Raw genomic sequence first — 13,458 nt, forward strand, 5'->3', positions numbered from 1 at the left:
GCCTCAGGCCGCATCCGCCGCCAGAAGCTTCATGTTCAGATGTTTGCCGTTGTGGCCGGTAATCGCAACCTGCGCAAGAGTGCGCGGGGCAAGATGCGGTGCCTCCACCAGCGTGAAATTGTCGGTATGGGCAAAACCGTTGTTTTCAACGAGGATCGTCTGCACCGACCCCACCATATTTTGCAGATGCGCCAGCTTCAGCGCCTCGCCGCGCTCCCGAAGCCTCGCCGCCCGCTCCTTCACCAAAGCCCGGTCAAGCTGCGGCATGCGCGCCGCCGGCGTGCCCGCACGTGGGCTATAGGGAAAGACATGCAGGCTGGAAATGCCGCATTCTTCCGCAAGGGTCGCGGCGTTTTCGAACATCTCTTCCGTCTCGGTCGGAAAACCGGCGATCATATCCGCCCCGAAGGCGATGTCCGGCCGCAATGACCGCACCTCGTGACAGAAACGAACGGCATCAGCCCGCAAATGGCGGCGTTTCATGCGTTTCAGGATCATGTCATCGCCATGCTGGAGGGACAGGTGCAGATGCGGCATGAAACGCGGCTCATCGGCAATGAGATCCATCAGATGGCGGTCGGCCTCGATACTGTCGATGGAGGAAAGCCGCAGCCGCAGAATGTCCGGCACCTGCTTGAGCAATGTCTTGGCGAGATAACCAAGGGAAGGCTCGCCCGGCAGGTCCGCGCCATAGCTCGTCGCGTCCACCCCCGTCAGAACGATCTCGCAATAGCCGCTTTCCGTCAGCCTGCGCGCCTGATCCACCACGGCACCCATCGGCACGGAGCGGGAATTGCCGCGCCCATAAGGAATGATGCAGAAGGTGCAGCGATGATCGCAGCCGTTCTGCACCTGAATGAAGGCGCGCACATGCCCGTCAATATGCTTGACCATCTGCGGCGCAGTCGCCTTGATGCTCATGATGTCGTTGACGCGCAACTTTTCTTCCGCCGAGACGCCGAAATCGGGCAGCGCGCGATAGGAGGCGCTTTTCAGCTTCTCCTCATTGCCCAGCACGGCATCCACCTCGGGCATCTCGGCAAAGGTCTGCTTCTCGGTCTGGGCGGCGCAGCCGGTAACGATGATACGCGCGTGCGGATTGTCGCGTCTTGCCCGGCGGATGGCCTGGCGCGCCTGACGTACGGCCTCGCCCGTCACGGCGCAGGTATTGACCAGCACGGCATTGTTGAGCCCGGCCTTTTCGGCCTCCGCCCGCATCACTTCCGATTCATAGGTGTTGAGACGACAGCCGAAGGTGATGACCTCGACGCCGCTCATACGGCCCCCTGCTCCGCCGCAACATCCCGCGACCACGCGCCGGTGACGGGATCGACGGAACCCGACCATTCCCATTCGGCCGGGCCTGTCATGATGACATGATTGTCCTCGCGCCACTCAATGGTCAGCGGCACGCGAATGGGGCTGGAAGCGACATCGATGGTGACCTTCCGGCCGGTGCGACCGGTGCGGGCAGCGGAAACGGCTGAGGCGCAGGCGGCCGAACCGCAGGCGAGTGTCAGCCCGGCGCCCCGTTCCCAGGTACGGGTGCGCAGCGCGCTGTCGGAAATTACCTGCGCCAGCGTGATATTGGCCTTTTCCGGAAACATCGGATGGTTTTCGAGCAGAGGCCCGAAACGTTCGAGATCGAACTCCATCGGATCGCGATCCACCCAGAAAATCGCATGCGGATTGCCCATGGACATGGCGGCCGGCGAATGCAGGATCGGTGCGTCGATCGGCCCGATCTGCAATTCGATGCGGCTCGTATCGTGGAACTCTTCCGAAAGCGGAATATCGCTCCAGCGGAAACGCGGCAGCCCCATATCGACGGAAATCATGCCGTCTTCATGTTCGACGGCATTCAGAATGCCCGCCACCGTCTGAAAGGTGAAACTGGTCTTGCCCGTTTCGGAGGACAGCGCCTGCACCACGCAGCGTGTGCCATTGCCGCAGGCTTGCGCCTTCGTACCATCGCAATTGAGAATATCGATAAAGGCATCCGTGCCACTGACACGCGGATCGTGGATGGCCATGATTTGGTCGAACTGTGTAGCAGCATCGGCGTTCAGCGCAATCGCCGCCCCCGGCGTGACCATATCTTTACGGCCGCGCATATCGATAACCAGGATCTTGTTGCCAAGCCCGTTCATCTTCGCAAATTCGACCGTATCCGCCATTGCCCTAAACCTGAAAACTGTCTGAAAATCGGATTGCATAGGGATTTTCCCCGCGCTTTCGCCCTATATGGCGGAAAGGACAGCAAATTACCAGACTGTTACGGCGCAAACGCGGCAGCGATCAGGCGGAAGGCGCGTCGAAGACTTCGCCGGGGCGCATGGGCTGAAAACGGCTCTCATCCACCCCCTGCTCCTTCAGTGCCGCCTTGAGCGCCACGAGCGGGGCGTCCACCGCCTCATCGGTCAGCTGCACGGTGCCCCAGTGATGGCCGCAGACATGCGCCGCACCACAAAGCTTCATGCCCTCCACGGCTTCGGCCGGGTTCTGGTGCTGGCCCTTCATGAACCAGCGCGGTTCATAAGCACCGAAGGGTAGGTTGGCGAGGCGGAAATCGCCGTGCTTCTTGCGCGCGGCGTGATAATTGCGGCCTTCATGGAAGCCGGTATCACCGATATGGTAGATTTTGCCGCCGGGCGTTTCGATGACGAAGGCTGCCCATAGTGCCATGCGCCGGTCGTTCAGACCGCGGGCTGACCAATGGTGGCAAGGCTCGAAGTGAATTTTCACTGCGCCCACCTCAATCACATCGTCCCAGTCACCCACTTCTATACGCGCCGCTTCGACACCGGTGCGGATGATGGCATCGTTGCCGAGCGGTGTGATGAAGAGCGGCTTGTGCGCCACATGCAGGCGCTTCAGCGTTTCCATGTCCAGATGGTCGTAGTGATTATGCGTCACCAGCACCAGGTCGATGGGCGGCAGATCCTCGAAACGGATGCCGGGAGGATTGACCCGTTTGGGACCGGCGAAACTGAAGGGGCTGGTCCGCTGCGACCAAACCGGATCGATGAGTATATTCAGCCCCGCCGTCTGGATGAGGAAGGAAGCGTGGCCAATGAAGGTGACACGGATGCCCTTGCCCTCAACCCGGGTTTCCGGCTTCGCAAAGGGAAATGGGCTTGGATAGCTTTCCGGCCAGGTGGCACGCTCGCCATTGAAGCGCCACTTCAGCAGGCCCATGAAATTGCCCGGCGGCGAACCGCCGGGGTTGAAGAAGCGAACCCCGTCGAAATGATCGGAGATCGGGCCGCTATAATAGGCGCTGGCGCTCGAACGACGGGCATAGAGAGTACCGCCCGCCAGAGCGAGCAGTCCAAGCGTGGAAAAGCGAAAGAAGTTTCGACGGTTCATGCTAAAGGTATAGGGAGCGGAATGGCGCCGTTCAAGCGGCGCCAATCGCGGCTTGCGGCCAATCACGCAAAGATGAAATGCGGGCCTTTTCGGCCACAAACCCGCGCCGCCTTGACTTTTCCTGCACTTTCCTGTTTATCCCGCCCATCAGCTGGCAGTTTCACGACTCCAAGCCGCCGACCGGGACCCGCAAAGGTATAAAGAGATCCCGGAGGTCAACACCCGACAGCGCGATGCGCCCTCGGGTGCTTTTTGGCTTTGCGTCTTGTTTTTGCCAGCGAAAGCACCGACGTTTCGGAGACCCCGGAACGAAGAAGGAAGAAACGATGTTTGAAAACCTCCAGGACCGCCTTGGTTCCATTCTGAATGGACTGACCGGCCGTGGCGCGCTGACGGAAGCCGATGTTGCTGCCGCGCTACGCGAGGTTCGCCGTGCGCTTTTGGAAGCGGACGTTGCACTGGAAGTCGTGCGTTCCTTCACCGACAGGGTGCGTGAAAAGGCTGTCGGCGCAGCCGTCCTGAAATCCATCAAGCCCGGCCAGATGGTCGTCAAGATCGTGCATGACGAGCTTGTCAGATGCTCGGCACCGAAGGCGTCTCCATCGATCTCAACGCCCCTGCCCCCGTCGTCATCATGATGGTGGGTCTGCAGGGCTCGGGCAAGACCACGACCACCGGCAAGATCGCCAAGCGCCTGACCGACCGCGATAAGAAGAAGGTGCTGATGGCATCTCTCGACACGCGCCGTCCCGCCGCCCAGGAACAGCTTCGCCAGCTCGGCGTCCAGACCGGCGTCGACACGCTGCCCATTATCGCCGGCCAGTCGCCGACCGATATCGCCGCGCGTGCAGTGCAGGCTGCAAAACTCGGCGGCCATGACGTCGTCATTCTCGACACCGCCGGCCGTACCCATATCGACGAACCCTTGATGCTGGAAATGGCCGACATCAAGAAGAAGTCCAACCCGCATGAAATCCTGCTGGTCGCGGATTCGCTGACCGGTCAGGACGCCGTTAATCTCGCGCGCAATTTCGATGAGCGCGTCGGCATCACCGGCCTCGTGCTGACCCGTATGGATGGCGATGGACGCGGCGGTGCGGCCCTCTCCATGCGCGCCGTCACCGGCAAGCCGATCAAGCTGATCGGTATCGGCGAGCGCATGAACGAACTCGACGAGTTCCATCCGCGCCGTATCGCCGACCGTATTCTCGGCATGGGCGACATCGTCTCGCTGGTCGAAAAGGCCGCCGAAAACATCGATGCGGAAAAAGCCCGCGCCATGGCCGAGAAGATGGCCAAGGGCAAGTTCGACCTCAACGATCTCTCCGACCAGCTTGCCCAGATGAAGAAGATGGGCGGCATGGGCGGCATCATGGGGCTGATGCCCGGCATGGCCGGCATGAAGGACAAGATGGCTTCGGCCGGTCTGAACGACAAGATGTTCGACCGCCAGATCGCCATCATCTCCTCCATGACCAAGGCCGAGCGCGCCAATCCCGATATTCTGAAGCATAGCCGCAAGAAGCGCATCGCCGCCGGTTCCGGCACCGACGCCGCTGAAATCAACAAGCTTCTGAAGATGCACCGCGGCATGGCCGACATGATGAAGGCCATGGGCGGCAAGGGCAAAGGCGGCATCATGAAGCAGATGATGGGCGGCCTTGCCGGCAAGATGGGCCTCGGTGGCCTTGGCGGCGGCATGCCTGATCTGTCGAACATCGATCCGAAGCAGCTCGAGGCGCTCCAGAAGCAGGCAGAAGCCGCCGGTCTCGGCAAGCCGGGCGCAATGCCCGGTCTTGGCGGTCTGCCGGGCGGATTGCCGGGTCTGGGTGGCGCCAAGCTGCCTGGTCTTGGCGGCATGCCGGGCCTGCCCGGCTTTCCGAAAAAGAAGTGAGGGGGACACCAGTGAACAATGCAGAGGTGAAAGCCCAGCTTTCCGAATACCGCCAGTCGATCGACAATATCGATGCCGCACTGGTTCACATTCTTGCCGAACGTTTCCGCTGTACCAAGGCGGTGGGCGTGCTGAAGGCAAAGTACAATTTGCCGCCGGCCGACCCGGCGCGCGAGGAATACCAGATCGAACGCCTTCGCCGTCTGGCGAAGGATGCCAATCTGGACCCGGATTTCGCCGAGAAGTTCTTGAACTTCATCATCAAGGAAGTCATCCGGCATCATGAAGCAATCGCCGCCGAACATGGCGGCACCGAAAAGACCGCCTGAACGGCGGACAAGCCATCCTAAGGAGTAAATAACATGGCACTGAAAATTCGTCTCGCACGCGGTGGCTCCAAGAAGCGCCCGTACTACCAGATCGTCGTTGCTGACGCCCGTTCGCCCCGCGACGGCCGTTTCCTCGAGAAGGTCGGTTCCTGGAACCCGATGCTCGGCAAGGACAACCCGCAGCGCGTTGAGCTGAAGGCTGACCTCATCAAGGAATGGATCGCCAAGGGCGCACAGCCGACCGACCGCGTTCTGCGCTTCCTCGCAGAAGCCGGCCTTGCCGAGCGCGCCGCTCGCAGCAACCCGGAAAAGGCAAAGCCGGGCAAGCGCGCTCTCGAGCGTATCGCTGAAAAGAAGCAGAAGGCTGAAGATGCAGCCGCTGCTGCTGCGGAAGCCTCTGCTGCAGAATAATCTGCGCGGAAACTTTTGAAGAACGGGTGGCGTGGTTTTCCATGCCGCCCGTTTTTTGTTTATTTTGGCGTCAACAAACCTTAAAGCTGACGCAACCAACACCAGAAGACGGACGGCCCGATGGCAAAGCTGGAAAACCCGGTACTCATGGCAAAGATCGGCGGCGCACAGGGCCTGCGCGGCGAAGTCCGTGTCAGCACCTATACGGCCGATCCGATGGCGCTCGGCGATTATGGCAATCTGGTTACCGCCGATGGCCGTGTTTTCGAAATTCTGGAAGTGCGCGAGGGCAAGAACGTCGTCGTCGTTCGTTTCAGAGGCATCAACGACCGCAATGCGGCGGAGAGCCTGAACGGTCTGGAACTGTTCATCGAGCGCGACAATCTGCCTGACGACGAGCTTGACGATGACGAGTTTTATTATGCCGACCTCGAAGGGCTGGAAGCCGTCGATGCCGATGGCAAAAGTTATGGCGCCGTCAGCGCCGTCTATGATTTCGGCGCTGGTGACCTGCTGGAGCTGAAAGGCGCAGGCCGTCGCCCTGCCCTCATTCCCTTTTCGGAAGCGGCCGTGCTGGAAATCGACCTCGAAGCCGGTCGTATTCTCATCGATCCGATGGCTGCCGGACTGATCGACAATCCCGACGACAAGGACGAAACCGGCGTATCGCCTTTCGGCAAGAAATAAACAATGACCTTCAAGGCTACCGTTCTGACGCTCTACCCGGAAATGTTTCCGGGGCATCTCGGATATTCGCTGGCGGGCAAGGCGCTGGAGCGGGGGCAATGGTCGCTGGACGCCGTACAGATCCGCGAATTTGCCACCGACAAACACAGAAGCGTCGATGACACACCGGCAGGCGGCGGCGCCGGCATGGTACTGAAACCCGATGTTCTGGCTGCGGCCATCGACCATGTTTCGGATGGCGATACACGGCCGCGGCTGCTGATGAGCCCGCGCGGCAAGCCGCTGTCGCAAAACCGTGTGCGCGAACTGGCAGCCGGAGAAGGCGCGATTATCGTCTGCGGACGTTTCGAAGGTGTCGACCAGCGGGTGATAGAGGCGCGCGGGCTGGAGGAAGTGTCGATCGGCGATTACATCCTCTCCGGCGGCGAGCCGGCGGCGCTGACGCTTCTTGATGCCATCGTCCGCATCCTGCCGGGCGTCATGGGCAACGATCTTTCCGGTGTGCATGAGAGCTTCGAAGGCGGACTGCTGGAGCATCCGCACTATACCCGCCCGCAGGTCTGGGAAGGCCGTGACATTCCAGCCGTTCTCACCTCCGGCAACCACGCTGTCATCGACAGGTGGCGCCATGAACAGGCGCTGAAGCTGACGCAGGAAAGACGTCCGGACCTTCTGGTAAAGGCTCAGGCCGAAACGAAATAATAGGCCGTCAGCACCAGCCCGACGGCGATCACCAGCCAGCGAATGATCCATTGCGGCACCCGCCGTGCCGTATGGACGCCCGCATAGCCGCCAAGCGCGGCCGCGGGGAACATGATGAGCGCCGCCCACCAGGAAACGACACCGCCGCTGACGAAGATCGTGATTGCGATGACGGCAATCACGACTGACAAGAGGTTCTTCAGCGCGTTCAGATGATGGTAGCTGCCGCCCGAGGTTATTCCGAGGATAGCCAGCATCATGATGCCCATGCCGGCACCGAAAAACCCACCATAGACGGAAGCGAGACCCTGAAAGACGAGGCTCGTCAGATTACCGGGCGAACGTTCGGCGCTCGCCTTCGGCCGCAGCCACGGGCCGGCAGCGAAAACGGCGGTTGCAGCAAGAAGCAGCCATGGCACGAGCTGGCGGAAGGAAGGATTGTCGAGCGACAAAAGCAGAAGCGATCCCGCCAGCCCGCCGACGACTGAAACGCCAGACAGAAGGATCGCCTCGCGCCAATGGGCGCGGATTTCCGGCCCATAGGCGATCACGGAGGTGATGTAGCCCGGAAACTGCACGATGGCCGATGTGGCGTTGGCGACGATGGGTGGCAGGCCGGCCAGCGTCATCGCCCCGAAGGTCAGGAAGGTGCCGCCGCCGGCAATCGCATTGACGACACCCGACAGAAAGCCGGTGGCGAACAGCATGAGAATAATGAATATGGACATGGCCCCTCCCAAGGTTCCCATGCCATATCCGCCAGCGCGCCGCTTCGCAACTGCCGGAACGCGGCGCGTAATTGATAAAATATTGTCATGAAAGGGATGACAAACGGCGCATCCTCGTGTATGTGCCCGCGTGGAAATGGGAAATATCCCAACCGAAAGCAAAGAATGGCGAACCCGCTCCTGCCGAAAAGCATGGTCTGAAGGCATTGACCGACAGACGAACCGTTGAGCGCTCTGGCTGTTTCAGAAGAAATCAGAGGTTAACATGACCAACATCATTCAGCAGCTGGAAGCCGAACAGGCCGCCAAGATCGAAGCAAAGCGCACCCTGCCCGAGTTTTCTCCGGGCGACACCCTGCGCGTCAACGTGCGCGTTACCGAAGGTAACCGTACCCGCGTACAGGCTTACGAAGGCGTTTGCATCGCCCGTTCCGGCGGCGGTCTTTCCGAAAGCTTCACCGTTCGCAAGATTTCCTACGGCGAAGGCGTCGAGCGCGTATTCCCGATCTACTCCCCGCTGGTCGAAGGCGTTGAAGTCGTTCGCCGCGGTAAGGTTCGCCGCGCGAAGCTCTACTACCTGCGCGACCGTCGCGGTAAGGCTGCCCGTATCGTTGAGAACACCGGTACGCGCGCCCGCAAGCTGAACGAGTCCGAGCGTCAGGCGCTTGCCGACGAAAAGGCACGTCTGGAAGCCGAAAAGGTAGCAGCAGCACAGGCTCTCGCCGCCGAGAAGGCAGCAGCCGAAGCCGCAGAAGCCAAGGCAGCGGAAGAAGCAGCAAAGGCTGCTGAAACCGCAGCGGAATAAGATTTCCATTTCGATGGATTGATCAAAAGGCGGTCTTCGGGCCGCCTTTTTTGTTGCGCCGATATAACGTAGCAAGGCACGCATGCGGCTTGAAAGCTGCGCTTGGCGAACATTGGCGGGCCTGAGAATACCGAAGCTCTTTCAGTCATTTCCTTTGCGGAAAGATGCAGCAGATTTCGACCGGCAACAAATGCCTGCCTGATTTCTTGCTCGAGTGTTTTAGCCCATCCTCGAACAGCATTGCCTAATTGCATTTATTGTGCGATTTTCTTGCCGTTTCAGGTGTTATTATGTTTTTATTTAATTCTTTTTTAACAAAAAATAAGTCTGCTTTTTTCGCCGTTGGTCTCGCCAGCGCGTTGATGAACATTCTTAATCTTTCCGGCTCGCTTTTCATGCTGGAAGTTTACGACCGCATTTTGCCAAGCAAGAGCATTCCATCCCTTGTGGCACTGGTCGTTCTCCTGATCGTTCTCTACGCGTTCCTTATGGGTTTCGACGCGCTGCGAGGCCGTATATTGGCGCGTATTTCAGACAATATGGACGACGCGCTCAATCAGAAGCTTTTCAGGGCGTCGATCAGTGCGCCGCTCCTTGCCTCGGGAAAGATCGATGGGCTGCAGATCGTCGGCGATCTCGATCAGATCCGCCAGTTCCTCTCAGGACCGGGCCCGGCGGCCTTTTTCGACATTCCCTGGCTCCCCATCTATCTGTTGATCTGTTTTGCCCTGCATCCGTGGATCGGGTTCGCTGTGCTCGGCGGAGCCGTAGTTCTCATCGTGCTGACGCTCCTTACGAACTGGCTGACCGAAAGGGCGACAAAGCAGGCTTATACCGCACGAGGGCAGAGAAACGTCCTCGTCGGCAGCAGCCAGCGCAACATCGAATCCATCAAGACCATGGGCATGATGGGGGCGGTGACATCCATGTGGGACGAATTGCACTCCAGATATCGCGCTGTCACCCTGTCGACATCCGATACGGCCGGCATGCTCGGCGCCATGTCGCGAACCTTCCGGCTGTTGCTGCAATCCGGCGTCATGGCCATCGGCGCCGTTCTTGTCATCGACGGCAATGCATCGGCGGGCAGCATCATCGCAGGCTCGATCCTCTCGGCAAAGGCGCTCGGCCCTGTCGAACATGCGATTGCAAACTGGCGCAGCTTCATGACCGCAATACAGGGCTGGAAACGCGTCAACGAGTTTCTGGAACTGGTGCCCGAACCGTCGCCGCCGCTCTCCCTGCCCCGCCCACAATATACCGTCGCGGTTGACCGTGTAACCGGTGGGCCACCAAACGGCGCGCGCGATACGGTTGCCGATATTTCCTTCACGCTGAACGCAGGCGATGGTCTCGGCATCATTGGCCCAAGCGCCTCCGGCAAATCCACGCTGGCACGCGTGATGACCGGCATCTGGCCCTATGAACGCGGCTCCGTCCGTTTCGATGGGGCCGCGCTCAACCAGTGGGATTTCGAGTTTCTCGGCAAATCCATCGGCTACATGCCCCAGCAGGTGGAGCTGATGCCGGGGACCGTGGCGCAGAATATCGCGCGCTTCGACCGCGATGCGACAGCGGAAGCGGTTGTCGCCGCAGCCAAAGCCGCGCAGGTGCATGAGCTGATCCTGAACTTGCCCAACGGTTACGATACCTATATTGGCGACCGTGGCGAGGCCTTGTCGGGCGGTCAGAAACAGCGCATCGGCCTTGCCCGCGCGCTGTTTGGCGAACCCTTCTTCGTCCTTCTCGATGAACCGAACTCCAATCTGGACAGCGAAGGCGAAGCGGCCCTGCGCACTGCCATTGGCGACATCAGGGCGCGTGGCGGCATTGTCGTCGTCATTGCCCATCGCCCCAGCGCCATCGAAAGCGTCAATCTGGTGATGGTGATGAGCAACGGTCGAATGCTGCGCTTTGGCACCAAGGAGGAGGTCCTCGCGCAAATCCTGCGGCAGAACATCCGCCAGGTGCCTGAAGAGGAAGAAACGCGCAAGATTGAAAACCGGGTGAGCGAAAATGGTTGAGGCGGAAAAACCCGGTATGACGAATGCGTCCATTCTCAGGCACGCGACCGCAGTGGTCGTTCTCGCCCTTGGCCTGCTGGTCGGATTGGGCGGCTGGGCGGCTTTTGCAAAGCTTGCAGGCGCAGTGGTGGCCACCGGCCGGGTTGTCGTTGAAGGCAACTCCAAGAAAATCCAGCATCTTTCCGGCGGCATCGTCAGCGAGATCAATGTCGCCGAAGGCGACAGGGTCGAGGCCGGTCAGGTCCTGTTGCGGCTGAACGCCACCGTCGTGCAGGCCAACCTCTCAATCGTCGAAAATACGCTTGCGCAGCTTTATTCGCGTCGAGCGCGTCTGCGTGCGGAAATTGCCGAGGCGCCATCTTTCACTGTGCAGGAAGATCTGGCGGCACTGACGAGTTCGAAGGCGGCCAAGACCTTTATCGATAGCGAACAGAACCTTTTCAACAGCCGTCGCAACGCCTTGATCGGCATGAAAAAGCAGCTGGGAACACGCAAGGACCAACTCGCTGACGAGGCACGCGGCCTCGAGGTGCAGGTGGAGGCGACGGACAATGAGCTTGCCATTGTAAAGGAAGACGTTTCCAAGACGGACGAGCTCTTCAAAAAAGGGCTTGTCACGCTTCAGCGCCTCAATCTCCTCAAGCGCCAGCTTTCCAATCTCGAAGGTCAGCAGGGTCAATACATCGCCGCCCGGGCACAGACGGTGGGCAAGCTGAGCGAATTGGACCTGCAATTGCTTCAGCTCGATGAAGACCGCAAATCGGAAGTCACGAAAGATCTGACATCGATCGAAGCGACCGTCGCGGAATATGAAGAGCGGCTGGCGGCAACGCGCGACCAGCTGGATCGCCTCGACATCCGCTCGCCGATTGCCGGTCGCATCTACCAGCTCTCGGTGCACAATATAAACGGCGTCATTCAACCGGGTGAAGTTCTGATGCTGGTGGTGCCGGAGCAGGATGAGCTTGCCATCGAGGCCAATATAACCCCACGAGACATCGATCAGATTTACGTCGGCCAGCCGGTAACCATTCGTTTTACGGCATTCAATCAAAGCACGACGCCGGATTTGAGCGCGCAAGTTGCTGTCGTCGCCCCCGATCTGCAGACGGATTCCCGAACTGGCACATCTTATTACGCGCTGCGCATCAAACCCGACAAGGCCGGAATGGGTCATCTGCCCGGCGGGAAATTATATCCCGGCATGCCGGCCGAAGTATTCATACAAACCAGCGAAAGGAGTGTTCTTTCTTATTTTGTGAAGCCGTTCCAGGACAGGCTCAAAAAGACCTTCGTACAGGAATAAACAGTTTCCATTGCATAATTTTGCGAAAGGAATTTCCGCAACACGTTAAAGACGCACTTTATTCAAAAAAACAATTTCTTATATTGTATTATCATTTTTTACGTATTAAATATCACCCGCAATATTTATTATAAATTTAATTTCAATTCATCGATTTCTCAAAAATTTATGGGAGTGTAAAATGGCGTTAAAAGTAACTTTTGGTAATGGTGGCGCTGCTTCGGTCTCTTCGCTCACCAACCTGGTCGATCAGGAAGCTTACAAGCTCCTCACCGAATCCACAGCACAGGTCAAAAACGGTTCTTCGCTCGACTCCGGCGTGGTCAATGTCGGCGCGGTATCGGTTCCCGGCACCGGCGCGGGCGGCACGGTCGATGTTGGCTATGACCCCAGCTCGAACGGCTTCAAATTTGACGTATCGTCGGCATGGAATTCGGTAAAGAACGCTCTCGCCCAGTCCGACACTTCTGAAAACCTTACCTTCAAGGATTTCGTTCACGTCGACGTTTATCTCGGCGGCACCGGTTCGTCCACCGTGGAAGTTCTCAATGCCAAGCGTGGTAACATTACGACTGGCGCCGGCAACGACACGGTCACTGTCTCTGTCGTTTCGAACGACAAGGGTTGGGTCAACAATTTCAACATCGACACCGGTGCAGGCAACGACACGATCAAGATCAAGGCTGGCGCTGCATTGAATGACACGTCTGCGACTGGCACGGGCGGCCTTGCTGCCAATACCCCCGTTGTGAACGGCGGCGCTGGCGTCACCGACGGCAGCTTCACCTCCGTCAAGATCGACGCCGGTGCAGGTAACGACTCTATCGACCTGAGCGGCGTGAACCTCGCTTCATCGCTCGTCACCGGCGGCAAGGGCATCGACCACATCATTGCAAGCGGTGGCGCCGATACCTTCGTCTTCAATCTCGGCGACATGGCCAAGAGCTCCGCCACCGACAGCATCCAAGGCTTCAACGCCTCTATGGACAAGCTGAAACTGGTTGGTACGACCATCGACAACTGGGCGGTGAGGATCGACGATAGCGACACCATCCTCACCTACAACGTCACTGGCGAGCACAAGGGCGAAAAGATCGTTGTCGCCGGTGTTCACCTGACCGGTAGCGACTGGTTCACGGCGTAATTCTCTCGAAGAGAATTCATTATTTGCCGCTTAAAAAAATCGTGGCCCGGAAACATCCG

The 13,458-nt window shown here is 59.1% G+C and carries 12 protein-coding genes and 1 pseudogene; 9 read left to right on the forward strand and 4 right to left on the reverse strand.

The window, feature by feature from the left end; all coding sequences use genetic code 11:
* Positions 1 to 3: 3 nt before the first annotated feature.
* The 3 genes from mtaB to L904_RS21010 form a co-directional block, all read right to left on the reverse strand.
* On the reverse strand, positions 4 to 1,278 hold the full coding sequence (gene mtaB, locus L904_RS21000) for a tRNA (N(6)-L-threonylcarbamoyladenosine(37)-C(2))-methylthiotransferase MtaB (RefSeq protein ID WP_035261536.1): 1,275 nt from the start codon (positions 1,276 to 1,278) through the stop codon (positions 4 to 6).
* Positions 1,275 to 2,177: a diaminopimelate epimerase gene (gene dapF / locus L904_RS21005; RefSeq protein ID WP_035261543.1), complete on the reverse strand. Its 903-nt coding sequence runs from the start codon at positions 2,175 to 2,177 to the stop codon at positions 1,275 to 1,277. Before dapF ends, mtaB begins: the two co-directional genes overlap by 4 nt.
* 121 nt (positions 2,178 to 2,298) lie before the next feature.
* Positions 2,299 to 3,369, reverse strand: a complete 1,071-nt coding sequence (locus tag L904_RS21010; RefSeq protein WP_080707268.1) for an MBL fold metallo-hydrolase — start codon at positions 3,367 to 3,369, stop codon at positions 2,299 to 2,301.
* Positions 3,370 to 3,695: 326 nt separating this feature from the next.
* Here L904_RS21010 and ffh point away from each other — a divergent pair.
* The 5 genes and pseudogenes from ffh (at position 3,696) to trmD (ending at position 7,392) form a co-directional block, all read left to right on the forward strand.
* Positions 3,696 to 5,263, forward strand: a pseudogene (gene ffh, locus L904_RS21015) (signal recognition particle protein).
* 11 nt (positions 5,264 to 5,274) lie between these two features.
* Positions 5,275 to 5,592 (forward strand): chorismate mutase, encoded by a 318-nt coding sequence (locus L904_RS21020; RefSeq protein ID WP_003492497.1) that lies wholly within the window; start codon positions 5,275 to 5,277, stop codon positions 5,590 to 5,592.
* A gap of 33 nt (positions 5,593 to 5,625) precedes the next feature.
* The gene (gene rpsP, locus L904_RS21025; RefSeq protein ID WP_003520510.1) at positions 5,626 to 6,003 is read left to right on the forward strand and encodes a 30S ribosomal protein S16; all 378 of its coding nucleotides are present in this window, start codon (positions 5,626 to 5,628) and stop codon (positions 6,001 to 6,003) included.
* Positions 6,004 to 6,123: 120 nt separating this feature from the next.
* Positions 6,124 to 6,690: a ribosome maturation factor RimM gene (gene rimM / locus L904_RS21030; protein WP_020809492.1), complete on the forward strand. Its 567-nt coding sequence runs from the start codon at positions 6,124 to 6,126 to the stop codon at positions 6,688 to 6,690.
* Positions 6,691 to 6,693: 3 nt separating this feature from the next.
* The gene (gene trmD / locus L904_RS21035) at positions 6,694 to 7,392 is read left to right on the forward strand and encodes a tRNA (guanosine(37)-N1)-methyltransferase TrmD (RefSeq protein WP_020809491.1); all 699 of its coding nucleotides are present in this window, start codon (positions 6,694 to 6,696) and stop codon (positions 7,390 to 7,392) included.
* Here the strand turns inward: trmD and L904_RS21040 are convergent.
* Positions 7,374 to 8,120 (reverse strand): sulfite exporter TauE/SafE family protein, encoded by a 747-nt coding sequence (locus L904_RS21040; RefSeq protein ID WP_020809490.1) that lies wholly within the window; start codon positions 8,118 to 8,120, stop codon positions 7,374 to 7,376. The two genes, trmD and L904_RS21040, sit on opposite strands and share 19 nt — an antisense overlap.
* Before the next feature lie 265 nt (positions 8,121 to 8,385).
* Between L904_RS21040 and rplS the strand changes: the two genes are divergently transcribed.
* From rplS to L904_RS21060, 4 genes are all read left to right on the forward strand, one after another.
* Positions 8,386 to 8,925, forward strand: a complete 540-nt coding sequence (gene rplS, locus L904_RS21045; RefSeq protein WP_003520506.1) for a 50S ribosomal protein L19 — start codon at positions 8,386 to 8,388, stop codon at positions 8,923 to 8,925.
* Between the two features lie 290 nt (positions 8,926 to 9,215).
* Positions 9,216 to 10,949, forward strand: coding sequence for a type I secretion system permease/ATPase (locus L904_RS21050; RefSeq protein WP_020809489.1), 1,734 nt, complete (start codon positions 9,216 to 9,218; stop codon positions 10,947 to 10,949).
* Complete coding sequence (locus tag L904_RS21055) at positions 10,942 to 12,255, forward strand: HlyD family type I secretion periplasmic adaptor subunit (RefSeq protein WP_020809488.1); 1,314 nt, start codon at positions 10,942 to 10,944, stop codon at positions 12,253 to 12,255. Before L904_RS21050 ends, L904_RS21055 begins: the two co-directional genes overlap by 8 nt.
* Before the next feature lie 181 nt (positions 12,256 to 12,436).
* Positions 12,437 to 13,399 carry a hypothetical protein gene (locus tag L904_RS21060; protein ID WP_020809487.1) on the forward strand — a complete coding sequence of 321 codons (963 nt, stop codon included), beginning with the start codon at positions 12,437 to 12,439 and terminating at the stop codon, positions 13,397 to 13,399.
* The last annotated feature ends 59 nt before the right edge of the window (positions 13,400 to 13,458 follow it).

The organism is Agrobacterium sp. LY4 (assembly GCF_001526585.1).
Taxonomy (GTDB): domain Bacteria; phylum Pseudomonadota; class Alphaproteobacteria; order Rhizobiales; family Rhizobiaceae; genus Agrobacterium; species Agrobacterium leguminum.

Bases quoted from the DNA above. Each gene is read 5' to 3' on its own strand.
- L904_RS21055 (WP_020809488.1), top strand. From the start codon at position 10,942: ATGGTTGAGGCGGAAAAACCCGGTATGACGAATGCGTCCATTCTCAGG.
- L904_RS21010 (WP_080707268.1), bottom strand. From the start codon at position 3,369: ATGAACCGTCGAAACTTCTTTCGCTTTTCCACGCTTGGACTGCTCGCT.
- rplS (WP_003520506.1), top strand. From the start codon at position 8,386: ATGACCAACATCATTCAGCAGCTGGAAGCCGAACAGGCCGCCAAGATC.
- L904_RS21060 (WP_020809487.1), top strand. From the start codon at position 12,437: ATGGCGTTAAAAGTAACTTTTGGTAATGGTGGCGCTGCTTCGGTCTCT.
- dapF (WP_035261543.1), bottom strand. From the start codon at position 2,177: ATGGCGGATACGGTCGAATTTGCGAAGATGAACGGGCTTGGCAACAAG.
- L904_RS21040 (WP_020809490.1), bottom strand. From the start codon at position 8,120: ATGTCCATATTCATTATTCTCATGCTGTTCGCCACCGGCTTTCTGTCG.
- mtaB (WP_035261536.1), bottom strand. From the start codon at position 1,278: ATGAGCGGCGTCGAGGTCATCACCTTCGGCTGTCGTCTCAACACCTAT.
- rimM (WP_020809492.1), top strand. From the start codon at position 6,124: ATGGCAAAGCTGGAAAACCCGGTACTCATGGCAAAGATCGGCGGCGCA.
- trmD (WP_020809491.1), top strand. From the start codon at position 6,694: ATGACCTTCAAGGCTACCGTTCTGACGCTCTACCCGGAAATGTTTCCG.
- L904_RS21050 (WP_020809489.1), top strand. From the start codon at position 9,216: ATGTTTTTATTTAATTCTTTTTTAACAAAAAATAAGTCTGCTTTTTTC.
- rpsP (WP_003520510.1), top strand. From the start codon at position 5,626: ATGGCACTGAAAATTCGTCTCGCACGCGGTGGCTCCAAGAAGCGCCCG.